At 47.3% G+C, this 22931-nt stretch carries 19 protein-coding genes, 1 tRNA gene and 3 pseudogenes; 21 read left to right on the top strand and 2 right to left on the bottom strand.

Annotated features, from left to right (window positions below; genetic code table 11):
- Positions 1-11: 11 nt before the first annotated feature.
- The 5 genes from DW996_RS09730 to DW996_RS09710 all read left to right on the top strand — a co-directional run bounded on the left by DW996_RS09730 (position 12) and on the right by DW996_RS09710 (position 6138).
- Positions 12-1496, top strand: a complete 1485-nt coding sequence (locus tag DW996_RS09730) for a glutamate synthase subunit beta (RefSeq protein WP_118535572.1) — start codon at positions 12-14, stop codon at positions 1494-1496.
- 215 nt (positions 1497-1711) lie between these two features.
- Entirely contained in the window at positions 1712-3094 is a 1383-nt protein-coding gene (locus DW996_RS09725; RefSeq protein WP_118535571.1) for an efflux RND transporter periplasmic adaptor subunit, read from the top strand.
- Between the two features lie 11 nt (positions 3095-3105).
- Entirely contained in the window at positions 3106-3516 is a 411-nt protein-coding gene (locus tag DW996_RS13650) for an efflux RND transporter permease subunit (RefSeq protein ID WP_118535570.1), read from the top strand.
- Positions 3473-3787, top strand: coding sequence for an efflux RND transporter permease subunit (locus tag DW996_RS13645; protein ID WP_118535569.1), 315 nt, complete (start codon positions 3473-3475; stop codon positions 3785-3787). The genes DW996_RS13650 and DW996_RS13645 overlap by 44 nt, the downstream gene beginning before the upstream one ends.
- Positions 3784-6138, top strand: a complete 2355-nt coding sequence (locus DW996_RS09710) for an efflux RND transporter permease subunit (protein WP_158575306.1) — start codon at positions 3784-3786, stop codon at positions 6136-6138. The genes DW996_RS13645 and DW996_RS09710 overlap by 4 nt, the downstream gene beginning before the upstream one ends.
- Before the next feature lie 54 nt (positions 6139-6192).
- Here DW996_RS09710 and DW996_RS09705 read toward each other — a convergent pair whose 3' ends face one another.
- Together DW996_RS09705 and DW996_RS09700 are read right to left on the bottom strand one after the other, a co-directional pair.
- Positions 6193-7527 carry a sodium-dependent transporter gene (locus DW996_RS09705; protein WP_118535567.1) on the bottom strand — a complete coding sequence of 445 codons (1335 nt, stop codon included), beginning with the start codon at positions 7525-7527 and terminating at the stop codon, positions 6193-6195.
- 20 nt (positions 7528-7547) lie between these two features.
- Positions 7548-8582 (bottom strand): 3-deoxy-7-phosphoheptulonate synthase, encoded by a 1035-nt coding sequence (locus DW996_RS09700; RefSeq protein ID WP_118535566.1) that lies wholly within the window; start codon positions 8580-8582, stop codon positions 7548-7550.
- A 144-nt stretch (positions 8583-8726) separates the two neighbouring features.
- Here DW996_RS09700 and DW996_RS09695 point away from each other — a divergent pair.
- From DW996_RS09695 to recN, 16 genes and pseudogenes are all read left to right on the top strand, one after another.
- Positions 8727-8800, top strand: a tRNA-Arg gene (locus DW996_RS09695).
- 45 nt (positions 8801-8845) lie between these two features.
- Positions 8846-9757 carry a hypothetical protein gene (locus tag DW996_RS09690; RefSeq protein WP_118535565.1) on the top strand — a complete coding sequence of 304 codons (912 nt, stop codon included), beginning with the start codon at positions 8846-8848 and terminating at the stop codon, positions 9755-9757.
- A complete protein-coding gene (locus tag DW996_RS09685) occupies positions 9751-10113 on the top strand; it encodes an SH3 domain-containing protein (RefSeq protein WP_118535564.1) in 363 nt (120 codons plus the stop codon). Before DW996_RS09690 ends, DW996_RS09685 begins: the two co-directional genes overlap by 7 nt.
- A gap of 86 nt (positions 10114-10199) precedes the next feature.
- A complete protein-coding gene (locus DW996_RS09680) occupies positions 10200-10913 on the top strand; it encodes a pseudouridine synthase (protein ID WP_118535563.1) in 714 nt (237 codons plus the stop codon).
- A 1-nt stretch (position 10914) separates the two neighbouring features.
- Positions 10915-12916 (top strand): annotated as a pseudogene (gene ligA, locus DW996_RS14885) (NAD-dependent DNA ligase LigA).
- A gap of 28 nt (positions 12917-12944) precedes the next feature.
- Entirely contained in the window at positions 12945-13874 is a 930-nt protein-coding gene (metA, locus tag DW996_RS09670; protein ID WP_118282003.1) for a homoserine O-acetyltransferase MetA, read from the top strand.
- A gap of 66 nt (positions 13875-13940) precedes the next feature.
- Complete coding sequence (locus DW996_RS09665; RefSeq protein ID WP_118282002.1) at positions 13941-14318, top strand: Asp23/Gls24 family envelope stress response protein; 378 nt, start codon at positions 13941-13943, stop codon at positions 14316-14318.
- Between the two features lie 99 nt (positions 14319-14417).
- Positions 14418-14858 carry a transcription antitermination factor NusB gene (gene nusB, locus DW996_RS09660; RefSeq protein WP_330428904.1) on the top strand — a complete coding sequence of 147 codons (441 nt, stop codon included), beginning with the start codon at positions 14418-14420 and terminating at the stop codon, positions 14856-14858.
- A pseudogene (gene xseA, locus DW996_RS09655) lies at positions 14851-16076 on the top strand (exodeoxyribonuclease VII large subunit). The gene nusB and the pseudogene xseA overlap by 8 nt, the downstream one beginning before the upstream one ends.
- Entirely contained in the window at positions 16058-16276 is a 219-nt protein-coding gene (gene xseB, locus DW996_RS09650) for an exodeoxyribonuclease VII small subunit (protein WP_118282000.1), read from the top strand. Before xseA ends, xseB begins: the two are co-directional and overlap by 19 nt.
- 2 nt (positions 16277-16278) lie before the next feature.
- Positions 16279-17175 (top strand): polyprenyl synthetase family protein, encoded by an 897-nt coding sequence (locus DW996_RS09645; protein ID WP_118535562.1) that lies wholly within the window; start codon positions 16279-16281, stop codon positions 17173-17175.
- A 12-nt stretch (positions 17176-17187) separates the two neighbouring features.
- A pseudogene (dxs, locus tag DW996_RS14880) lies at positions 17188-19039 on the top strand (1-deoxy-D-xylulose-5-phosphate synthase).
- Positions 19040-19050: 11 nt separating this feature from the next.
- Positions 19051-19854: a TlyA family RNA methyltransferase gene (locus DW996_RS09635; protein ID WP_118281997.1), complete on the top strand. Its 804-nt coding sequence runs from the start codon at positions 19051-19053 to the stop codon at positions 19852-19854.
- Between the two features lie 2 nt (positions 19855-19856).
- The gene (locus DW996_RS09630) at positions 19857-20711 is read left to right on the top strand and encodes an NAD(+)/NADH kinase (RefSeq protein ID WP_118535561.1); all 855 of its coding nucleotides are present in this window, start codon (positions 19857-19859) and stop codon (positions 20709-20711) included.
- Positions 20712-20756: 45 nt separating this feature from the next.
- The gene (gene argR, locus DW996_RS09625; protein WP_118535560.1) at positions 20757-21197 is read left to right on the top strand and encodes an arginine repressor; all 441 of its coding nucleotides are present in this window, start codon (positions 20757-20759) and stop codon (positions 21195-21197) included.
- A gap of 40 nt (positions 21198-21237) precedes the next feature.
- Positions 21238-22914 (top strand): DNA repair protein RecN, encoded by a 1677-nt coding sequence (recN, locus tag DW996_RS09620; RefSeq protein ID WP_118535559.1) that lies wholly within the window; start codon positions 21238-21240, stop codon positions 22912-22914.
- Positions 22915-22931 lie beyond the last annotated feature (17 nt).

Here is a 22931-nt window from a genome sequence, read left to right as displayed (position 1 = left end):
AGGAGATACCAATGGGAAAAGCAACAGGATTTTTAGAATATGAGCGTCGGGAGTCACAGGCGATCGACGCAAAGGAGAGAATCAAGAATTTTAACGAATTTCATATTCCACTTTCAACAGAAGAACAGCAGAGACAGGGATCACGTTGTATGGACTGCGGTGTTCCTTTCTGCCAGTCGGGTATGACGATCAAGGGGATGACCTCGGGGTGTCCTCTCAACAACCTGATACCGGAGTGGAACGATCTGGTCTATCATGGCAACTGGGAGCAGGCGTACCTGCGTTTGCACAAGACCAGCAATTTCCCGGAATTTACTTGCCGTGTATGCCCGGGACTTTGTGAAAAGGCATGTACCTGCGGGCTGAACGGAGATCCGGTCACGACCAGGGAAAATGAGCGTGCTATCATTGAATACGCCTATGCACACGGTCTGGCAGACGCAAAGCCGCCGGTCAATCGTTCCGGCAAAAAGATCGCGGTCATCGGTTCCGGTCCTTCCGGGCTTGCAGCAGCAGACCAACTCAATTCCAGAGGACATGCAGTGACGGTCTATGAGAGAAATGACCGTGTGGGTGGATTGCTCCGTTACGGTATTCCAAATATGAAACTGGAAAAGCAGATCATTGACCGCAAGATCGCTGTTATGGAAGAAGAGGGCATTACCTTTAAGACCAATGTAGATGTTGGTAAGGACATCAAGCCAAAGGAACTCCTGGCAGAATATGATGCTGTGATCTTAGCATGCGGGGCATCCAATCCAAGAGACATCCAGGCGCCGGGCAGAGAGGCAAAAGGTATCTACTTTGCGGTAGATTTTTTGACCTCCACGACCAAGAGCCTGTGGGACAATGGATTAAAAGAAGGAACTTTTATCTCTGCAAAGGATAAAGATGTGATCGTGATCGGTGGTGGTGATACCGGTAATGACTGTGTGGGTACCTGCATGCGTCATGGCTGCAAATCCATCACACAACTGGAAATGATGCCGAAGGCACCGGATGAGAGACGGGAGAGCAATCCTTGGCCACAGTGGCCGCTGGTCTGCAAGACAGATTACGGTCAGGAAGAAGCAATCGCAGTCTTTGGACATGATCCGCGTATTTATACAACGACGGTTAAAGAATTCAAGAAAGACCGCAGCGGCAACCTAAAGAGCGTTATCCTTGTCAGTCTGGAATCCAAGACGGACGAAAAGACCGGCAGACGCATGATGGTGCCGGTGGAAGGTACAGAAAAAGAAGTGCCATGCCAACTGGTGCTGATCGCCGCAGGTTTTTTGGGAAGCCAGTCTTATGTGACCGATGCCTTTAAGGTAAAGGTGGACGGCAGAACCAATGTCGCTACGGAGGCAGGAAAGTTTGCCGCTTCGGTAGACAAGATCTTTACCGCGGGCGATATGCATACCGGTCAGTCGTTGGTTGTGAAGGCAATTCGACAGGGACGTGATTGTGCAAGAGAAGTAGATGAATATCTGATGGGATATTCTAATTTATAATTTAGATTTACGGAAAAGACACCGACGGTGCAGAGTCAGAAGACGACTTTGTGCCTTCGGTGTCTTTTTGTGTCCGGATATGTACACCGTGTATGGTATAAAGCCCATCCGTGGCTTAATTTATAAAAATTTAAGAATTGAATCTTATGTCCTTCCTTGTAAAAGATAGTCGCTATGCCTTAAAATTAAAGTAAGAAAATGGCAGGTGATTTATTATGGAAAAAGGAAAAAAATTATTGAAAAATAAAAAGGTCTGGGTATTTTTACTTCTGATAATTTTGGCGGTGGCGATCGGCTTTATCGTGGTTCTCCGCAAGCAGAAGCAAAAGGAAGAACAGGTGGCGGAAAAGGTATATCAGGTCAAGGTCATGGAGGCGGGGGAGACCGGGAGTGATGTAAGTCTTTCCTATACGGGGATTGTCCAGCCGGAAGAAACCATCCAATGTACCTTTGAAACGGTTGGGACGATTGAGACCGTGAATGTCGAAAAAGGGCAGGAAGTCGCAGAGGGACAGATCCTTTGTACCATGGATGCCGGGGATGCAGAGGATCAGTTGGATAGTGCCAATCGGACTTTGGAATATGCGGACAAGACAAGAAAAAATGCGCAGGAATCTTATGAGAATGCCCAGGAGGACTATGCGACAGCCTGCGGTACCAAACGTGAATTGGAAAATCTAAATGATGCCATAGCAAGAAGGGATGAGCAGCAGAAAAAGGTGGATGCCATCAAGAGCAAGTTGGATGGCATGTCGCAGTACAAGCCGGGCAACGGCAGCCTTGGCAATATGCCGGAGACCAATACCGAGTATTATTCTACCAAGTTGGAACTGGATTCTGCACAAAGCACCTTGGAAGTCTATCAGCGAAATGTAGACAGTGCTCAGGAAGCCTATGATAAAAAGGCAAAAGAAGGGGCAGATTCCGATGAGGCAAAAGCCCAGAAAGAACGGCTGGACTCTGCGCGTGATGCCTTGGATAATGCCAACGAAGCCTATGATAATGCTGCGGACAATGTGGAAAAGGCACAGAGTGCAGTAGATAAATGTACGCTGAAAGCACCCAAGGCGGGATATGTGGTCAATGTTTCTGCGACAGAGGGCAGTGTTTCAACACCGATCATGCCGGCGGTTGTTCTGGCAACGCATGATGTTGTGATCAATTTCGGTGTGTCACAGACAGATATTACATCCCTTTCTGCCGGTATGGCCGCACAGATCCAGATTGGAGATAAGACTTTTGCCGGAAATATTAAGAGCATAGATGTGACGCCGGATGAGAATACCAGGACTTATGCGACGGATGTGACGGTAGATACCGCGGATCCGGAGGTATATCTGGGAGAACTGGCAACCGTTGAGATTAATATAGGAGAACGGACCGGCATCTGGCTGCCTTTGTCGGTGATCCTAAATGATGGCAATGATTATGTTTATGTGGTGGAAAATGACAGGGCAAAGCGTGAGTATATCAATGTCCTGGAAGTCAGTGATGATCAGGTGCTGGTCGAAGGAACAAAAGCAGGGGATAAGATCATCTGCGAAGGCATGAAGCTGGTCCGTACAGGTAGTGCTGTGTCCTATGACAAGGCAGAATAAGGGGGCAGGGCATGGATAAATTAACAAAAGGTTTATTACATAATCGCTATATTGTGGTATTCTTTCTGGCGATCATTGTTTTACTGGGCGGCATTTCTTATTATCTGGTGCCAAAGCAGGAAAATCCGGACACGTCCATAGCGGTTGCGCTCGTGACGACTATCTATCCGGGAGCTTCACCGGAAGAGGTAGAGGAATACGTGACAGATAAATTGGAAGATGCCATTGGGCAGTTGGCGAATGTGGACTATACAACCAGTATGAGTATGGAATCTGCAAGCGCCGTGATCGTGTATTATACCACAGATGTGACGATCGACCAGGTGGAATCCAAGTTGCGAGAATGTGTATCGGGATGTGCAGGGCGACCTGCCGGATATGTGCCAGACAAGTACAGTAAAAACGGATCTGGTCTCAAATAATCAATTTATCATTAGTTTGTCGGGAGAAGACTATTCTTCGGAGGAACTGGTAGCCTATGCAGATACGATCAAGGATCAACTGGAGGATATCGATCATGTGGCATCGGTATCCATTGAGGGCGCCAGCACGAAACAGGTTGTGGTGGAGGCTGACATCCAGAAATTGCAGTCTTACAATGTTTCCATTGAAAATATCTTATCCTTGATGCAGGCGCAGAACCTTAATATTCCGGCAGGAGTATTGCTTATGATTCCGGTACGGTCACGGTGACCAGTGACGGACTTTTTACCAGCCTGTCAGATATTGAGAATACAGTGATCGGCGGTGCGGATGACAGTCTTTCTTTTGTAAAATTAAAGGATGTGGCAAATGTCTATGTGGAAAACACCAGTGATAAGCATTATGAGCAGGACGGAAAAGGCTGTATTCTTCTGGTCGGCAAGTTTGATGATGGTGTCAATGCGGTAAATGTCGGCAAAGATGTCCGCAGTCAGATCAATACGATCAAGAAGCAGTTGCCGGAAAATCTGGATTTCCATGAAGTCATGTATGCGCCGGAGGCAATCAGCGAAAATATCAACGGCTTTATCTTGAATCTGATCGAAAGTGTCCTGCTGATCATGGTGGTTGTCCTGATCGGTGTCGGTATCCGCAATGCACTTGTCATCAGTACGGCACTGCCAATCAGTGTTCTGGTGACTTTTACGGTCATGTATCTTTTAAATATCGAGTTTCAGTTTATATCGATCGCAGCCTTGATCATCAGTCTGGGTATTTTGGTGGATAATGCGGTTGTGATCAGCGAAGCGATCCAACAGCGCATGAACGCCGGACAGGAAAAAGAAGAAGCCATTGCGGGCGGTGTCAAAGAAACCTGGCTGCCGGTACTGACCAGTACACTTACAACGATCGTGACCTTTAGTATTATCTATTTTATCCCGGGGACGATCGGTAAGGTGGCAGGAACGATCCCTACGGTTGTTATCACATCCCTGATCGCTTCCTATATCATGGCGATGTGCGGTATTCCGGTTTTGGCATATTTCTTCTTTAAACCGGAAAAGGAAAAAGAAAATAAAAAGCCGAATCCGGTGCATGGATTTTTTGACCGCCTGCTGGGGATCGGGCTTCGCTATCCGAAGCGGACGCTGGTGTTTTCCTTTGCAACGCTTGGCGTGGCAGCGCTTTTAGTCACACAACTTGGCATGCAGTTTTTCCCATATTCATCAAAGCCGGTGATCTATCTGGATGTCAGTGGAGAAACCATGAATCTGGATGCGACGGAAAAAGTCATAGATCAGGTGGAAGATGTCTTAAAAGAGGATGAACTGGTGGCACATTATACTACAGCCATCGGCGGCGGACTGCCGAGTTTCTTCATATCGGTACCTTCCATGAATGATGCAGACAATGCCGGACGCATCATGCTGGAGTTAGATGAGGATGCATTGAAAAAGGTTGGCAGTACGGAAAAGGCTGCCAAACAACTGCAAGAGGAAATCAATGAGCAGGTTACCGGCGCAAGCATTGAGGTCAAATGTCTGGAATACTCCCTGCCGGCAGATGATAAGATCGTTTATACGGTATCGGGGGATGATCTGGATGAAATCAATGCATTTGCGGCACAGATGGTAGAAGACCTGTCCCAGATAGAAGGAACGATGAATGTGCGTGACACTTCCGTAAATGCACAATATGAGTACAAGGTAAATCTGGACAGTGAGAGATTATCCAGTTATGGACTTTTGAAATATGATGTGGTCAAGCAACTCAATACCAGCCTTATGGGGGCAACGGCATCCACTTATACCGGCGCAGAGGATGAGATGGATATAGTCGTTAGGGCAAAGGTGGATAGTCTGGAACAACTGAAAAATCTGCCAATTTCCGGCTCCGTCAGTGATACCCATGTTTTGTTGGGGCAGGTGGCGGACATCACGCTGGAGCCGACTATTCCGCTGATCAACCATTATAACGGAAAGCGGTATGTCAAGGTCTTATCCGGTGTGCAATCCGGCTATGTATCCGGCACGATCGAATCAAACTTTGAAAAACAATATCTGGACAAAATGGATAGCGAGGGACTTACCATTGTGGAACAGGGCGAGATGAGCAATATGATGACTCTGGTCGGAAATCTGATCAAGGCGGCAGGTGTGGCGATTTTGATCATATACATTATCCTGCTTCTGCAGTTTAAGGATTTTGGAAAGCCGCTCAACATACTGACTTCCATACCGTTGTCGCTGATCGGCTGTTGCTTTGGACTCTGGATCTTAAACATGAACATTCAGGCGATGGCGCTTTTGGGCATTGTTGCCCTCTTTGGCATTGTGGTAAATAATGGTATTCTTCTGATCGAGGTCATCGACGAGAAACGAAGGAATGGCGAGAGCGTCCGGGAAGCCTGCCGCAGTGCGGTGGCAGCAAGATTCCGTCCGATCATGATCTCCAGTGTTACGACCTGTATCGGTTTGGTACCGCTGATCGTATCACAGGATCCCATGTCAGCGCCGATGGCGGTAACGCTATTATTCGGACTGCTCTTTTCTACCATACTTACCATGGTGGTCGTGCCGACGATTTATTATTTGCGGGAGAGCAAGAAAGAAACAGAATAAGGAAAAGAAAACGCTGTGGGTCAAACCTACAGCGTTTTATTATGATAGGAATATTTACTTCCAAGAAAAAGTCGCAATGCCATAAATATAAATGATGGCGATGATCACAGGTACCACGAAGGTAAAAATGGGCTTCTGCCAGTTCTTCATCTTAGGCCCGACACCGGTATTGGCTTCCTTAAAGAAATTATCCCATCCCCAGCCAAACTTATGACAGCAGAAGAGGGCGAGGACGAGAGAACCCAGCGGCAGTATGTTAGTAGAAACAACAAAGTCCCAAAAGTCCATCCAGGTCGTCCCTTCAGCAAATGGCTGGAAATGCAGGACATTAAATCCGAGTGCTGTTGTCAGTGCCAGTAAAAAGACGATGATGCCACAGACCAGACTTCCCTTTGGTCTGGACCAACCGGTCAGTTCGCGGACCATGGCAAGAATATTTTCGCAGACACCCAGCACCGTGGAGAGCGCAGCGAAGATCATAAACAAAAAGAATAAGGATCCCCAGACGCGCCCACCGGGCATATTATTAAAGACGGTTGCCATCGTATCAAATAAAAGGCTCGGTCCGGCACCGACTTCCAGATCATAGGTAAAACATGCAGGGAAGATGATGACACCTGCTAAAAAAGCGACTAAAGTATCAAGCGTGATGACATGCAGGGCTTCGCCCATGAGGGTGCGGTCTTTTCCGATATAAGAGCCAAAGATCGCCATGCTTCCCATACCGGTGGAAAGCGTGAAAAATGCCTGGTTCATGGCGGCAACCACGACAGATCCGTTGATCTTGGAAATATCCGGTTTCAGATAAAAAAGTACGCCTTGTCCGGCACCTTTTAACAAAAGACTGTGGACTGCCAGTACCAGCATGAGCACTAAAAGTGCGCTCATCATAAATTTTGTGATCCGCTCAAGCCCGCCCTGTAAATGGAAGGACAGGATGAAAAAGGCAAGGACAACCGTTATGAACAGGAAAGTCACATTGATCGTAGGACTTGCGATCATGGAGGCAAATCCTAAAGTCTGCTGCCTACCGGCAACAAATTTACAGAAATAATAGACGAGCCATCCGCATACCACGGTGTAAAATGCCATCAGTGCCAGATTACCGATCAGACAGATAATGCCGAAACCACCCCATTTTTGACCCGGCTTTTCCAATTTTTTATACATATTGAGAGGACTGGTCTGTGCGGCTCTGCCGATCGCAAATTCCAAGGTAAGAGCCGGAATGCCGAGGATAATCAGACAGATGATATAGACCAGCATAAAAGAGCCGCCACCATTTTGCCCGCACATCCATGGAAATTTCCACATATTTCCACAGCCGATAGCGCACCCCGCCGATAGCATGATGAAGCCCAGACGACTTCCTAATTGTTCACGTTTCATATAAATCTATAAATCCCCTCTTATTTATTCAACTCGGCGATCATATAAAGCAACTTCTCAGAATCCTCCCATCCAAGACATGGGTCGGTGATGGACTTGCCATAGACCTGATGATCGGAAATTTTCTGGGAGCCTTCTTCCAGATAACTTTCTACCATGACGCCCTTGACCAGGTTCTTGACATCGCTTGAGAACTGGCGGCTCATCATGATTTCACGGACGATACGGATCTGCTGCTTGAACTGCTTGTTGGAGTTGGAGTGGTTGGCATCCACGATCGTAGCCGGATTGACAAGATCCATAGAGGCATACATATCGGAAAGGCGAACCAGATCCTCGTAGTGGTAGTTCTGTACACAGTTGCCATGCTTGCTGACAGCCCCGCGCAGGATCGTATGCGCCAAAGGATTGCCGGTTGTGCGCACCTCGTAACCGGAAAAAGTAAAGTGGTGTGCATGTTGTGCTGCATATACGGAATTGAGCATAACGGAAAAGTCACCGCTGGTCGGATTTTTCATACCACTTGCTACATCAAAACCACTGACGGTCAGACGATGGTGCTGGTCTTCTACAGAACGTGCACCGATGGCAACGTAGGAGAGCAGGTCTTCAACATAAGGCCAGTTCTCCGGGTAGAGCATCTCGTCTGCACAGGTAAAACCGCTTTCGCGGATGGCACGCAGGTGCATTTTACGCATGGCGATCAGACCCTCGACCATATCCGGTGCCTTGGTAGGATCCGGCTGGGAAGCAATGCCCTTGTAACCGGAACCGGTGGTCCTAGGTTTATTGGTATAGATACGAGGAACGATGAGCACACGGTCTTTGATCTTTTCCTGTACGGAGGTCAGGCGGTTGACATACTCACAGACAGAATCTTCGTTGTCTGCGGAGCATGGTCCGATGATGGCGAGCACGCGGTCATCTTTTCCTGTAATGATATCTGCGATCTGCTGATCTCTGTCAGCCTTTAATGCCTTCATCTCCGGTGTTAAGGCAAATTCACTTTTGATGGTGTCCGGATCCGGCATCTTTTTTAAATATGAAAAACTCATGATAATCTCCATTCTGTCGCAGATTGCGACATAAAATTAACAATAACTATATTATAAGAAATTGTTGGCTCTGTCAAACATTGGCATGTTTCTTACATTGACTTTGGCTCGTGATTTTGATAGAATAAACAAGATTTGTATTAAGTAGGCGTAGCGTAGCTGGATAACGCATCGGACTCCGACTCCGAAGATCGCTGGTTCGAATCCAGTCGTCTACATTCAAAACACTATGTGTTGGGGAAACTTTTTTGGAGGTGATATTGTTGAAGGTGAAAGAATTCTTTCAGAAGATAAAAATAGATAAAATTACAGAATTCCTTAAAAAGAATGCGAGATATTTTGGCGCAGCGGCAGTCTTTGTGGCTATGGTACTCATCCTTGCCAGATGTACAGATGGTACGACATCGGACAAGGATCCGATGGCAGGCGCATATCAGCAGTATGCGGAAAGTGACAATCAGGAAGTCAATGACCTGATTACCAAATATTACGAATATTATGCAGCAGGAGATACCGATTCTCTCAAGCAAATCGCTACTCCGATTTCAGATGCAGAAGTCAGTTATATCCAGTTCTATAGTCAATATATTGAAAAGTACCAGAATTTAAAGGTTTACACAAAGCGTGGCTTGGACAAGGATTCCTATCTGTGTTCCGTATATTTGCAGATCAAGTTTGCAAATATAGATACACCGGTTGCAGGGCTTGATTTCTTCTATGTCCAGACCAAGGATGATGGAAGCCTTTACATCAACAATGTATATGGTTCATTCAACCAGTCCAACGGCGAATTTGACATGGATACGGATATCGCATCCTTGATCGCTACCTTTGAACAACAGAGTGATGTCCTTGCTTTGCAGGCAGAAGTACAGCAGGAATGCAACGAGGCAATGCTTGCAGACGAAAATCTGAACACCTTTGTCAATACGACCTTACAGGATGCTATCAAGCAGTGGGCGGCAGATTATAAGGCATCCGTAGCCCAGGCAGCGGAAGAGGCAGCAGCAGCCAAGGCAGCAGAGGAAGAAGCAGCAGCCAAGGCGGCAGAAGAAGCCAAGGCAGCAGAGGAAGCAGCGGCAGCCGAAGCAGCAGAGGCAGCAAACGCTAAGACAAAGGTCACAACCGACAAGATCAATGTGCGTGATGCCGCATCCGAGGATGGAACTTGTTAGGACAGTTGGCATCCGGTACGCAGGTTACCTGGTATGCAGATGAAAATGGCTGGGCAAAGATCGACTACAATGGCACCAAGGCATATGTAAAGGCAGATTATCTGGCAGATGTATCTGGTGACAGTACACAAGATACAAGCCAGTCAACAAATAGCAGTGCAAACCTGAGCCAGGGACAGGAGATCACACTTGCCAATACGGTCAATGTTCGCGAGAGCATGAGTGAGACTGCTTCCAAGGTAGCAGTTGCATACGCAGGCGAACAGGTCACTGTGATCGAGTCTTATGCGGATGGATGGACCAAGGTCAATTACAACGGCAAGCAGGGATACTGCAAGACAGAATACTTACAGTAAAAGCAGTTTTATAATGTATCTTTAGGGGCAGTCCATATGGTCTGTCCCTTTCGTAGCCTTATAGGAATCGGACAGAAAGGAGACCCATGGCAGAAGAAGAGATCCGCCTAAATAAATATTTGAGCGAAGCAGGTATTTGTTCCAGAAGAGAAGCGGACCGGTGTATCGAGGCAGGCAAAGTCTTAGTCAACGGCAAAGTGGCTGGCATGGGACAAAAGGTTAAAATGTCCGATTGTGTGGAATACTGTGGACGAGAGGTCATAGGAAAGCCCAAGGATGTCCTACTTTTATTCAACAAGCCTGTTGGGATTGTCTGTACGGCAGAAAAGCGGGAGAAACACAATGTGGTCGATTATATTGATTATTCGACCCGGCTTTATCCGGTAGGACGTCTGGATAAAAATTCCAGAGGACTCCTTTTGATGACCAATCAGGGAGATCTGGTCAATCAGATCATGCGCAGTCGTTACCATCATGAAAAAGAGTATATCGTACGCGTAGATCGTCCGATTGATGCAGCTTTTGTAGAGCGTATGGCAGCAGGAGTCTATCTGTCAGAACTGAAAGTTACGACCAGACCCTGTAAAGTAGAAAAGTTATCCAAATTTACTTTTCGCATTATTTTGACCCAGGGACTCAACCGCCAGATCCGCCGCATGTGTATGGAATGCGGTTATCATGTACGGGATCTGGAACGTGTGCGCATCATGAACCTGACGCTGGACGGTATCGCGGAAGGGCAGTATCGCCCGATCACTGCGGCAGAATTTGCTGAGTTACAGAAATTACTTAGAGGTTGATATGGATATTAAGGAAGAAGTAAAAACATTACGGGAACAAATCGAATATCACAGCAATCGTTACTATAATATGGATGCACCGGAGATTACAGACTATGAGTATGATATGCTCATGCAGCGTCTAAAGCAGATCGAAAAAGAGCATCCGGAACTGGTGGACGCGTCTTCTCCGACACAAAAAGTCGGTGGCAATGCCAAGAGAGAGGCAGGAGTACTGGTGCGTCACAATGTGCCAATGCTGAGTTTGCAGGATGTCTTCTCTAAGGAAGAGGTCATGAACTTTGTGGCAGAAATGCAGGAAAAACTGGAAGATCCTGAGTTTGTCGTTGAGTACAAGATCGATGGGCTTTCCATGTCCTTGCGCTACGAGCAGGGCAAACTTGCGCTGGCAGAGACCAGAGGTGATGGCATCAACTTTGGCGAGGATGTTACAGCAAATGCCAAGGTGATCGAAGATGTAAAGACGACCTTAAAGGACGCACCGGACTATCTGGAGATCCGTGGAGAAGTCTACATGACGGAAGCCGCTTTTTCCCATGTGAATGAGACGCAGGAACTGCTGGGCAAAAAGACTTTTGCCAACCCAAGAAACTGTGCGGCGGGCACGCTTCGGCAGTTGGACAGCAAGGTGGTAAAGGAACGCCATCTTTCCATGTTTATTTTTAATTTACAGCAATCGGTGGGACGGGAATTTTTGACCCACACCGAGGCATACGAATATATGAAATCCCAGCACATCCCGGTCATTGAGGATTACCGGGTCTGCCACAGTGGCGAGGAAGTCTGGGATGCCATCTGTGCCATAGGGGAGAACCGTGGCAATCTGGCGTATGATATTGACGGAGCGGTGGTCAAGATCAACCGTTTTTCCGACCGCGAACTTTTGGGAAATACATCTAAAGTGCCACGCTGGGCGATCGCCTACAAGTATCCGCCGGAGGAAAAAGAGACCAAATTACTGGATATCGAATTATCGGTAGGGCGTACGGGGCGTATCACACCGACTGCCATTTTGAACCGATCCGTCTGTGTGGGACTTCGGTCAGCCGGGCAACCCTGCACAATCAGGATTTTATCAATGATCTGGATATCGGGATCGGCGATACCATCCTTGTCTACAAATCGGGAGAGATCATTCCAAAGGTCAAAGAGGTATTGCATGACAAACGTCCGGCAGGGGTAAAGACCTTTGTGATCCCGGATAAGTGCCCGGTGTGTGGAGCGCCGACCTATCGGGAAGAAAACACGGCAGATATCAAGTGTTCTTCTGCGACCTGTCCGGCACAACTGGAACGCCATATCATCAATTTTGTGGGGCGCGATGCCATGGATATCAAGGGATTTGGCACAGCTATATTGAGGAACTCATCCATCAGGACTATCTGCACGACATTGCGGATATTTATGGACTCTATGAATACCGGGACGAATTGATCGAAAAGGGTATCCTGGGCAAAGAAAAAAATACAGATAAACTTCTCGGAGTGATCGAGGCATCCAAGGAGAATGATGCCTACCGCCTTCTGACAGGACTGGGCATACCGGGGATTGGCAAAGCAGCGGCAAAATCGCTTTTGGACTATTTTGGTTCGATCGATGCGGTAGCAAAGGCAGAGCCGGAAAAACTGGTCGAGGTCAATGATATTGGCGAGATCAGTGCAAAAGCCATCTATGCTTATTTTCGTGATCCGGTCAGTCTGGGGATCTTGGAGCGAATGCAAAAGCACGGTGTCAATATGGCACGCCTTCAGGCAGCAGATAGTGACGATGTGCTGGCAGATCTTACATTTGTGATCACAGGAACACTCCCCGGCATGGGAAGAAAGGAAGCAGCAGAATTGATCGAACGCCACGGCGGCAAGGTCAGCAGTTCTGTTTCCAAAAAGACAAACTACCTACTGGCGGGTGAAAATGCAGGAAGCAAATTGGATAAGGCGAACGCTTTAGGAGTCACCGTGCTTACAGAGGAAGAATTATTAGAAATGCTTCAGGCCAAAGCCTAGAGAATAGAGATAGAAAGAGGGGGCAATTATGCCGATCAAAACACAGAGCGATCTGCCTGCAAAGGCGATCTTAGAGCATGAAAATATATTTGTTATGGACGAGGAAAGGGCATTGCATCAGGATATCCGCCCGATCGAGATCGGGATCCTGAACCTTATGCCTTTAAAAGAGGATACGGAACTGCAGATGCTGCGTTCCCTGTCAAATTCCCCGCTTCAGGTAGACATTACTTTTATCGCAGTGGAGAGCCATATTTCAAAAAATACGTCCATGAGCCATTTGAACAAGTTTTACCAGACCTTTGGTGACATCAAAAACCGTAATCTGGACGGCCTGATCATCACGGGAGCACCGGTGGAACTGCATGATTTTGAAGAAGTGGATTACTGGGATGAACTGGTCGAGATCATGGAGTGGTCAAAGACCCATGTGACCTGTACTTTTTACCAGTGCTGGGGCGCACAGGCAGGGCTATATTATCACTACGGTATCAAAAAGGAGATCTTAGATCAAAAGATCTTTGGTGTCTACAAGCACAGGGTGCAAAACCGCAAGATCCCATTGGTACGCGGTTTTGATGATTATTTCATGGCACCACATTCCAGACACACCAGAATGGACGAGGATGCCATCCGAAACAACCCGGATCTGATCGTGCTGGCAGAGTCGGAAGAAGCAGGCATCTTTTTGATCCTGTCCAAGGATAACAGCCAGATCTTTTGCATGGGACATCCGGAATACGATCGTTTGACCCTGGATAAAGAGTACAAGCGGGATCTGGAAAAAGGCATGGATATCCAGATGCCGGTCAATTATTATCCTAATGATGATGTGAACGAAAGACCGTTTTTACAATGGCGTTCCCATGCAAATTGCTTATATACCAATTATCTGGATTATTATGTCTACCAGATGACACCGTACGATTTGCACTGGCTGCCAAAAGACAAAAGATAAAAAACTTCCCAATTTACGGGAGGTCTGATATAATAATGCTAAGAATATGTTTAGGAGGCTACCGATATGGCAGAAGATAGAAAGAGTTTTGTTATCAAAGAGAGCGAAAATGGTGGGGTCAATATCACAGATGAAGTAGTTGCAATCATCGCAGGACTTGCTGCTACAGAGGTGGAAGGTGTATCTTCTCTGGCTGGAAATCTGACCAATGAAGTGATCAGCAAGGCTGGGATGAACAAGTTATCCAAGGGTGTAAAGATCATCACAGAAGAAGAAAACAAAGTTGCAGTACGTCTGGGAGTGAATATCTCTTATGGCTATGAGATCCCAAAGATCTGCCAGCAGGTGCAGGACAAGGTCAAGAATGCGATCGAGAACATGGTTGGACTTGAGGTCATCAGCGTAGATATCAAGATTGCATCTGTAGCGGTTGCAGGGGAATAATTCTTTTGTTTTATCAAGGATTGCGCTATAATCAAGGGTGTCTGAAAAGACATCCTTTTTTACCATATTATCAATACATTGAGGGAGCGAAAAAGGTCTATGACAATGACAAGAAGACAAATACGAGAAGAGATATTTAAGATCATCTTTCAGGCGGATTTTCATGCGCAGGAAGATCTACCGGAACAGGTAGACCTATTCTTGCAGGATGAGAGCGAGCCGGAGAAAGAGACAGAAGAATTCCCGGTCAAGAGCGATAAGGAATTAGAACAGGAAAAATACATTGCTGACAAGAGCAGTGACATCTTTGCACACGTTGAGGAGATCGATGCGATCATCGATGAGGCAGTGGAGGGCTGGAAGACCAGCCGTATGGCAAAGGTCGACCTGTCTTTGATCCGTCTGGCAGTCTATGAGATTCGCTATGAGAAATTGCCAAAGGGCATTGCCATCAATGAAGCCGTAGAACTGGCAAAGACCTATGGCACAGATCAGTCAGCAGGATTTGTCAACGGAGTATTAGCAAGGATCCATGAATAAAAATATCTATGGTGTAGGGCAGGTCAATGCCTATATCCAACGTATGTTTGCAGAGGATTTCTTACTCCGTGATATCCGTATCAAGGGAGAGGTCTCCAACTGCAAATATCATTCCAGCGGTCATATCTACTTCACCTTAAAGGACGCAGGCGGAGCGATCTCTGCCATCCTCTTTCGCGGGAACCGTGTCAAGGGTCTGCGTTTTCCTATGAAGGATGGAGATAAGGTCGTGGTCACAGGTTCCGTTTCCGTCTATGAAAAGGGCGGTACCTATCAGATCTACGCAAAAGAGATCACGTTGGATGGGGCAGGAGATCTGTATGTACGTTTTGAACAGTTAAAAAAAGAACTGGAAGAAATGGGCATGTTTGCCGCAGAGTACAAAAAGCCTATTCCCCGTTTTGCACAACGGATCGGCATTGTGACGGCACCGACCGGCGCAGCCGTGCGGGATATCATCCAGATCTCCAAAAGACGCAATCCTCATGTATCCATTGCCTTATATCCGGCTTTGGTACAGGGCGAGGGCGCCGTGGAGAGTATCATTTCCGGTATCATGGCGCTGGATGCCATGGGTTTAGACGTTTTGATCGTCGGCAGAGGCGGTGGCTCGATCGAAGACCTATGGGCATTTAATGAGGAAGCCGTAGCCAGAGCCGTGTTCAACTGCAATACACCGGTCATTTCGGCGGTGGGGCATGAGACCGATACGACGATCTGTGATTTTGTGGCTGATCTACGCGCACCGACACCGTCGGCGGCAGCCGAACTGGCAGTCTTTTCCTATGAGGAGGTCGCTGGTGCTTTGACATCCGTCCAGGTCCGTATGCAGCAGTCCATGCAGATGCATCTGCAAAAGGACAGACAGACCTTGGAAGGGCTAAAAAGGCAGATGCTGCTTTTGAGTCCAATGGGGCGGCTCAATGAGAAAAGACAGTATGCCATGCATTTGGAAGACCGTTTGCAGCAGACGATGCGAAGGAGGCTGGACGGCTTTGATGGGCGGATGCGGCTTTTGGCAGAGCGTTTGGAGGGCATGTCGCCTTTGAAAAAACTGGCACAAGGCTATGCCTATGTAGCAGATGAGAGCGGACATTGCCTGTCTTCGATAAAAGGCGTAGCATAGGAGATCCTGTGCAGGTTTATGTGCGTGACGGCAGGATGCAGGCTGTCATAAAAGAAATCGATGAGGATGTAGCATGGAAGAAAAAGAATTGACCATAGAACAGAGTTTTGCAGAAATTGAAGAAATCTTGAACAAGTTAGAGTCCAATGAAGTGACTTTGGAGGATTCTTTTTTGTTATATCAATCAGGTATGCAGCAGATCAAGCACTGCAATGACCTGATGAATGCCGTAGAGCAAAAGGTACAGATGTTGAACAGTAATGGTGAGTTAGAAACATTTGAAGAGGTGTAGTTATGGATATCAATAAGGAAATCGCCTATAAGGCAAGCGACGCAGACCGTATGATCTACCGTGTGTTACCGGCGGAAAAAGGTTATCAGAAGACAGTATTTCAGGCAATGAACTATAGTGTTTTGGCAGGGGGCAAGCGGATCCGTCCTATCCTCATGCTGGAGACTTACAAATTATTCGGTGGTTCCAACAAGGCAATCGAATCTTTTGTGGCAGCGATCGAACTGATCCACACATATTCTTTGGTGCATGATGATCTGCCAGCCATGGATGATGATGAATTGCGCCGTGGCAAATTGACGACACATGCCAAATTCGGCGAGGCTATGGGCGTTTTAGCAGGTGATGGCTTGCTCAATTATGCCTTTGAGATTGCGCTGGATACTTTGGATGAGACCAAGGGGGCAGACAACAGGGCTGTCATCCGTTCACTCAAGGTTCTGGCAAAAAAAGCCGGTATTTATGGCATGATCGGCGGTCAGGTCGTAGATGTGGAAGCCGAGAAACAATACGGTATCTCCAAGAATCGTTTGGACTTTATCTATGAGTTGAAGACCGGAGCCCTGATCGAGGCAGCTATGATGATCGGTGCTATTTTAGGTGGCGCGACGGATGAAGAAGTCGAACAGATCGAAGATGTGGCAAAAAAGATCGGACTTGCTTTCCAGATTCAGGATGATGTCTTGGATGTGATCGGTGAGACAGAGACAATCGGTAAATCCGTTGGCAGTGATGAGAAGAACCAGAAGGCAACTTATGTTGTATTTGAAGGTTTAGAAAAAGCAAAGCAGGAAGTGGCAGATCTGACAGACGATGCGATCGCTATTTTACAAGAACTTCCATACGAAAATCCATTTTTGACAGAACTTTTACGATGGATGGTGCTTCGCGATAAGTAGAGGATGAGACTTATGGTGTTAGATAAGATACAAAAAGAAAATGATATTAAGAATTTGACACCGGCAGAGATAGATGTCTTACGACAGGAGATCCGTACTTTTTTGATCGAAAAGATCTCAGAACTCGGCGGACATTTGGCGTCCAACTTAGGAACCGTGGAACTGACGATGGCATTGCATCTTTTTTTGGATTTTCCAAAGGATAAGATCGTGTGGGACGTGGGACACCAGTCTTATACCCACAAGATCCTGACTGGCCGCAAGGACGACTTTGATCATCTGCGCCAGTATGGTGGTATGAGTGGCTTCCCAAAGCGGACAGAGAGTCCGTGTGATTCCTTTGATACCGGACACAGTTCTACTTCCATCTCCGCAGGACTTGGACTGGCATGGGCGAGAGAGTTACAGAATGAGGACTACAAGGTGGTTTCTGTGATCGGTGACGGAGCCCTGACAGGCGGTATGGCATATGAGGCGATGAATAATGCCGCCGCCCTCAAGAAGAATTTTATCATCGTATTAAATGATAACAATATGTCGATCTCAGAAAATGTCGGCGGGATGTCCAGACATTTGTCAAAACTGCGTACCAGCACGAACTATGTGGAATTAAAAGAGGGCGTGCAGTCTTCTTTGGAAAAGATCCCGGTTTATGGCGAGCGCATTGTATCCGGTATTCGCAAGACCAAGAGCAGTATCAAACAGATGGTGATCCCGGGGATGATCTTTGAAGATATGGGGATCATGTATCTAGGACCTGTGGATGGGCACGACATATCCGCTATGCTCAAAGTCTTTCAGGAGGCTTCGCAGGTACAGGGACCGGTCTTAGTGCACGTTCTTACCAAGAAGGATATGGCTACCGCCCGGCAGAAAGACATCCGTCCCGTTTCCACGGTACGGCACCTTTTGATATTGAGACAGGGATCCCGCTTTCCCATGGGAAAGCGACCTATACCGATGTATTTTCAACCGTTATGCGCAAGATGGGAGACCGGGATGACAAGTTAGTTGCCATCACCGCAGCCATGGCAGACGGTTGTGGACTCAAGCGTTTTCACAATATGTTCCCGGATCGTTTCTTTGATGTGGGGATTGCGGAAGAACACGCCGTGACCTTTGCCGCTGCACTTGCAGCAGGAGGCATGCATCCGGTCTTTGCGGTCTATTCCTCCTTTTTACAGAGAGGCTATGACCAGATGCTGCATGATGTCTGTATGCAAAATCTTCCGGTTGTATTTGCTATTGACCGGGCGGGACTTGTCGGCAGTGATGGAGAGACCCATCAGGCGTTTTTGATCTGTCCTATTTGACTGAAATGCCGAATATGACTGTCATGGCACCGAAAAATAAATGGGAACTTTCCGATATGTTAAAGTATGCGATCGCTTATGATGCACCGATCGCCCTTCGTTATCCGAGAGGAGAGGCATATGACGGCTTGCAGGAACACCGTCAGCCGATCGTCTACGGCAAGTGTGAGGAGATCACAGTGGGGCAGGATATACTCCTGTTTGCTTTGGGCAGTATGGTAAAGACCGCCGAGGCTGTCTGCGGGCAGTTAAAGGAAAAAGGCATAGAGGCAACGCTTGTCAATGCCAGATTTGCCAAGCCTTTTGATGTGGCATATTTAAAAGAAGCCATGACCAAGCACTCTATGATCGTTATTTTGGAGGAAAATGTAGCCTTGGGCGGCTTTGGTGAGCATGTGGCATGTTTCCTTCGTCGGGAGGGCTATGAAGGACAGATCCTTTCTATTGCGATCGGAGACCATTTTGTAGAGCATGGCAATGTGGCAGTCTTGCAAAAAGAATTAGGGATCGATGCCGATGGTATCACGCGGCAGATCTTAGAAAAATTATAGGATAGATAAGCATGAAAGAACGTTTGGATGTTTTATTGGTGCAAAAAGGACTTGCCCCTTCCAGAGAAAAGGCAAAGACCATGATCATGGAGGGTAATGTCTTTGTAGACAACCAGAGAGAAGATAAGGCGGGCACTTTTTTTGATCCGTCCGTGAATATTGAGATCCATGGCAATACCCTGCGTTATGTCAGCCGTGGCGGACTGAAACTGGAAAAGGCAATGGCACAGTTTGGCATTACCCTAGATGACAAGGTCTGCATGGATATCGGGGCATCGACCGGAGGCTTTACCGATTGTATGTTACAAAACGGAGCAAAGAAGGTCTATGCCGTGGATGTAGGATATGGACAGTTTGCCTGGAAACTGCGGCAGGATCCGCGGGTGGTCTGCATGGAAAAGACCAACATCCGCTATGTGACACCGGAGGACATCGGGGACGCTTTGAATTTTGCGTCCGTGGATGTATCTTTTATTTCCCTGACCAAGGTCTTGGGACCGGCAAAGGAACTTTTAAAAGACGGCGGACAGATGGTATGTCTCATCAAACCGCAGTTTGAAGCAGGTAAGGACAAGGTCGGAAAAAAAGGCGTGGTAAGGGATCCGGCAGTACATAAAGAGGTGATCGAGCGCGTGATCTTATTTGCAAAGTCCATCGGATTTGGCATCCTGCATCTGGATTATTCGCCGATCAAGGGACCGGAAGGAAATATCGAGTATCTGGTACATATCGTAAAGGATGCCGAGGCGGAGAGCCAAGAAGTGATTGATGTGGGGGCAGTTGTAGCGGCAGCCCATGGAGAACTGGATAAATAGGCATGAAACATTTTTTTGTTGTAGCAAGAGAAGATAAAAAAGAAATCTTAGAATTTGTGCAGAAACTGACGGATTATATCGAAAAAAAGGGCGGAACCTGCTCCTATGGGATCAATCCGGATGATGCATTAGAAGCAGAACTGGATTTGCCGGAGGACACACAGGGAATCTTAGTTGCCGGCGGTGACGGTACGGTGATCCGGGCTGCACAGAATATTTTTGGAAAAAATATCCCAATGATCGGGATCAACCGCGGGCATCTGGGCTATCTGTGTGATCTGGATGATGCATCGGTCTATGATGCCATCGATGCCATGATGGCAGGCGATTACAGTATTGAAGAACGGATGATGTTGTCCGGGCATATGGTAGATGCCCAGGGCAATGCGGGCAAAGAGATCCAGGCACTCAATGATATTGTGCTTTGTTCGAGTGCAGGCCTGCAGGTCATGCATGTTGTCGTTTATGTCAATGGGCAGTATCTTTATGCCTATAATTGTGATGGGGTAATCTTTGCGACACCGACCGGATCAACGGCATACAATCTTTCCGCCAATGGTCCGATCGTCAATCCTATGACCAATCTCATCCTTCTGACACCGATCAATCCGCATACCCTAAATGCCAGAAGCATTGTTCTGGATCCCTATGATGAATTGGTGATCGAGATCGAGTCGCGCAGGGAAGATGGGACAGAGGAAGCCGAGATCAGTTTTGACGGCAATCACAAGAGATTATTGCATCCGGGAGAAAAACTCGTTGTACATCGGGCAAAGGAGACCACAAAGATGATTCATTTGCGGGATGTGAGTTTTTTGGATCGCATCCGTACCAAGTTACAGGCGGATGACGATTGATGGAGTATAGATAGAGTTGTTTGATACAGTATAAGAGGTAAGGACATGAAAGCAGAACGTCAGGCAAAGATCTTGGATCTGATCGTAAAAAAGGAGATTGGCACGCAGGAAGAATTGACCATGGAATTGGAACGTGCCGGATTTGTGGCAACACAAGCCACGGTTTCCCGAGATATTCGAGAGATGAAACTGACAAAGGTAGCCATGAGCGATGGAAAACTACGCTATGTGGCATATCGTAAGACCGAAGAGAAGATGGCGGAAAAATATATCCGCATTTTCCGGGATGGATATGTGTCTATGGACAACGCACAGAACATTCTTGTCATCAAGACCGTTTCCGGGATGGCGATGGCAGTGGCAGCAGCACTCGATCATATGGAATTGCCGGAGATCGTGGGAAGTATCGCCGGGGATGATACGATCATGTGCGCGGTCCGCAGTATAGACGATACCATTGTGATCATGAGTAGATTAAGGAACTAGTTGAGAATAAAAATGCTTAAGAAGAGTGAAAGGAGCAAGTATGCTTGAAAATTTACACGTCAAAAACCTTGCACTCATCGAGGAGGAGGACATCACCTTCTTGGACGGACTGCATATCCTGTCCGGAGAGACCGGTGCCGGAAAGTCCATTATTTTAGGGGCGCTTGGTCTGGCACTTGGTGGAAAGGTGTCAAAAGACATGTTGCGGGATCCCGGAAAGGAAGCCTTGGTCGAGGCTGTCTTTCGCATCACCAGGGACTCGCAGAGAAAGCAGTTGGCAGAATTGGATATCGAGCCTTATGATGATGAGGTCATCCTCAGCCGTAAGATCACGGAGAGCCGCAGTGTTGCAAAGATCAATGGCGAGATGGTACCGGCGATCAAGATGAAACAGGTGGGGGATATCTTTTTGGATATCCATGGGCAGAATGACCATCAATCCCTGCTCCACAAAAAAAAGCATCTGGAAATGTTGGATGAGTATGCCAAAAATGAAGTAGGACCGCTCAAAGAGCGTATGCAGACAGCCTACAAGACCTATGCCGCAAAGCAGCAGGAATGGAAGGAAGCCAACCAGTTGGATGGCGACAGGGAGCGCGAGATCTCATTTTTAGAGTATGAGATCAAAGAGATCACAGAGGCAAATTTGGAGATCGGAGAAGATGCGCGCTTTGAAAATCAGTATCGCAGATTATCCAACAGCAAACGGATCATGGAGGCACTTTCCGAGGCATACCAGCAGACCAGCGGCAGTGATGGGGCATCGGAACAGGTAGGAAGGGCTGTGCAGCGTCTGCATCAGATCCTGTCTTATGATGAAGCCTTAGAGCCTATGTTTGAAAGTTTAAATGACATCGACAGCCTGCTTTCTGATTTCAACCGTGATCTGTCACAGTATATGGCTGAGACAGAGTTTGACGAGGAAATGTTTGCCCAGATCGACGGCAGACTCAATGAGATCAACCGCCTCAAGGACAAATATGGCGCGACCATTGAGGATATTCTGGCGGCAAAGCAGGAAAAGGAAGACCGCTTGGAAAAACTCATGCACCACGAGGCCTATCTTGCCAAGTTGACGCAGGCTTTAAATGACGCCAAAAAAGAAGCAGAGGATGCGGCATTTGCCCTGTCCGGTATGCGCAAACGCTATGCTAAGGAACTCTCCGGCAAGGTAGAAGAAGCCCTGATGGATTTGAATTTTCTGGATGTGCATTTTTCCATGGAATTTTTGCAGACAGATCATATCGGCGCAGACGGTTATGACGATGCACAGTTTATGATCCGTACCAATCCGGGAGAGCCGATCCGTCCGCTCAAGGATATAGCATCCGGTGGTGAGATGTCGCGTATCATGTTAGCAATTAAGACGGTACTGGCAGAGCATGATGATATTGATACTTTGATCTTTGATGAGATCGATGCCGGAATCAGTGGTCGTACAGCGCAGGCAGTATCGGAGAAACTCCATCTGGTCGCAAAGGAACATCAGGTCATTTGCATCACGCATCTGCCACAGATCGCAGCCATGGCAGATCATCATTATCTGATCCAGAAGGATGTGGTAGGCAATGAGACCATATCTTCGATCGAGGCACTTTCTTATCATGACAGCATCAAGGAACTGGCGCGTATGCTTGGCGGAACGACCATCACGCAGACGGTCTTAGACAATGCCAAGGAGATGAAAGATCTGGCACAAGGCAAGAAAGATGTTTAAAATAAGGCAAAACTAAC

It is taken from the genome of Roseburia sp. AM51-8 (assembly GCF_003478275.1).
Lineage (GTDB): Bacteria > Bacillota > Clostridia > Lachnospirales > Lachnospiraceae > Pararoseburia > Pararoseburia lenta.
The sequence above is the reverse complement of the archived record's forward strand: the minus strand, read 5'-3'. Positions and strand labels throughout refer to the sequence as shown.

Coding starts and splice junctions, on each gene's coding strand:
- DW996_RS09730 (WP_118535572.1), top strand. CDS start 12: ATGGGAAAAGCAACAGGATTTTTAGAATATGAGCGTCGGGAGTCACAG.
- DW996_RS09725 (WP_118535571.1), top strand. CDS start 1,712: ATGGAAAAAGGAAAAAAATTATTGAAAAATAAAAAGGTCTGGGTATTT.
- DW996_RS13650 (WP_118535570.1), top strand. CDS start 3,106: ATGGATAAATTAACAAAAGGTTTATTACATAATCGCTATATTGTGGTA.
- DW996_RS13645 (WP_118535569.1), top strand. CDS start 3,473: ATGTGCCAGACAAGTACAGTAAAAACGGATCTGGTCTCAAATAATCAA.
- DW996_RS09705 (WP_118535567.1), bottom strand. CDS start 7,527: ATGAAACGTGAACAATTAGGAAGTCGTCTGGGCTTCATCATGCTATCG.
- DW996_RS09700 (WP_118535566.1), bottom strand. CDS start 8,582: ATGAGTTTTTCATATTTAAAAAAGATGCCGGATCCGGACACCATCAAA.
- DW996_RS09680 (WP_118535563.1), top strand. CDS start 10,200: ATGGCAGAAGAAGAGATCCGCCTAAATAAATATTTGAGCGAAGCAGGT.
- metA (WP_118282003.1), top strand. CDS start 12,945: ATGCCGATCAAAACACAGAGCGATCTGCCTGCAAAGGCGATCTTAGAG.
- DW996_RS09665 (WP_118282002.1), top strand. CDS start 13,941: ATGGCAGAAGATAGAAAGAGTTTTGTTATCAAAGAGAGCGAAAATGGT.
- nusB (WP_330428904.1), top strand. CDS start 14,418: ATGACAATGACAAGAAGACAAATACGAGAAGAGATATTTAAGATCATC.
- xseB (WP_118282000.1), top strand. CDS start 16,058: ATGGAAGAAAAAGAATTGACCATAGAACAGAGTTTTGCAGAAATTGAA.
- DW996_RS09645 (WP_118535562.1), top strand. CDS start 16,279: ATGGATATCAATAAGGAAATCGCCTATAAGGCAAGCGACGCAGACCGT.
- DW996_RS09635 (WP_118281997.1), top strand. CDS start 19,051: ATGAAAGAACGTTTGGATGTTTTATTGGTGCAAAAAGGACTTGCCCCT.
- DW996_RS09630 (WP_118535561.1), top strand. CDS start 19,857: ATGAAACATTTTTTTGTTGTAGCAAGAGAAGATAAAAAAGAAATCTTA.
- argR (WP_118535560.1), top strand. CDS start 20,757: ATGAAAGCAGAACGTCAGGCAAAGATCTTGGATCTGATCGTAAAAAAG.
- recN (WP_118535559.1), top strand. CDS start 21,238: ATGCTTGAAAATTTACACGTCAAAAACCTTGCACTCATCGAGGAGGAG.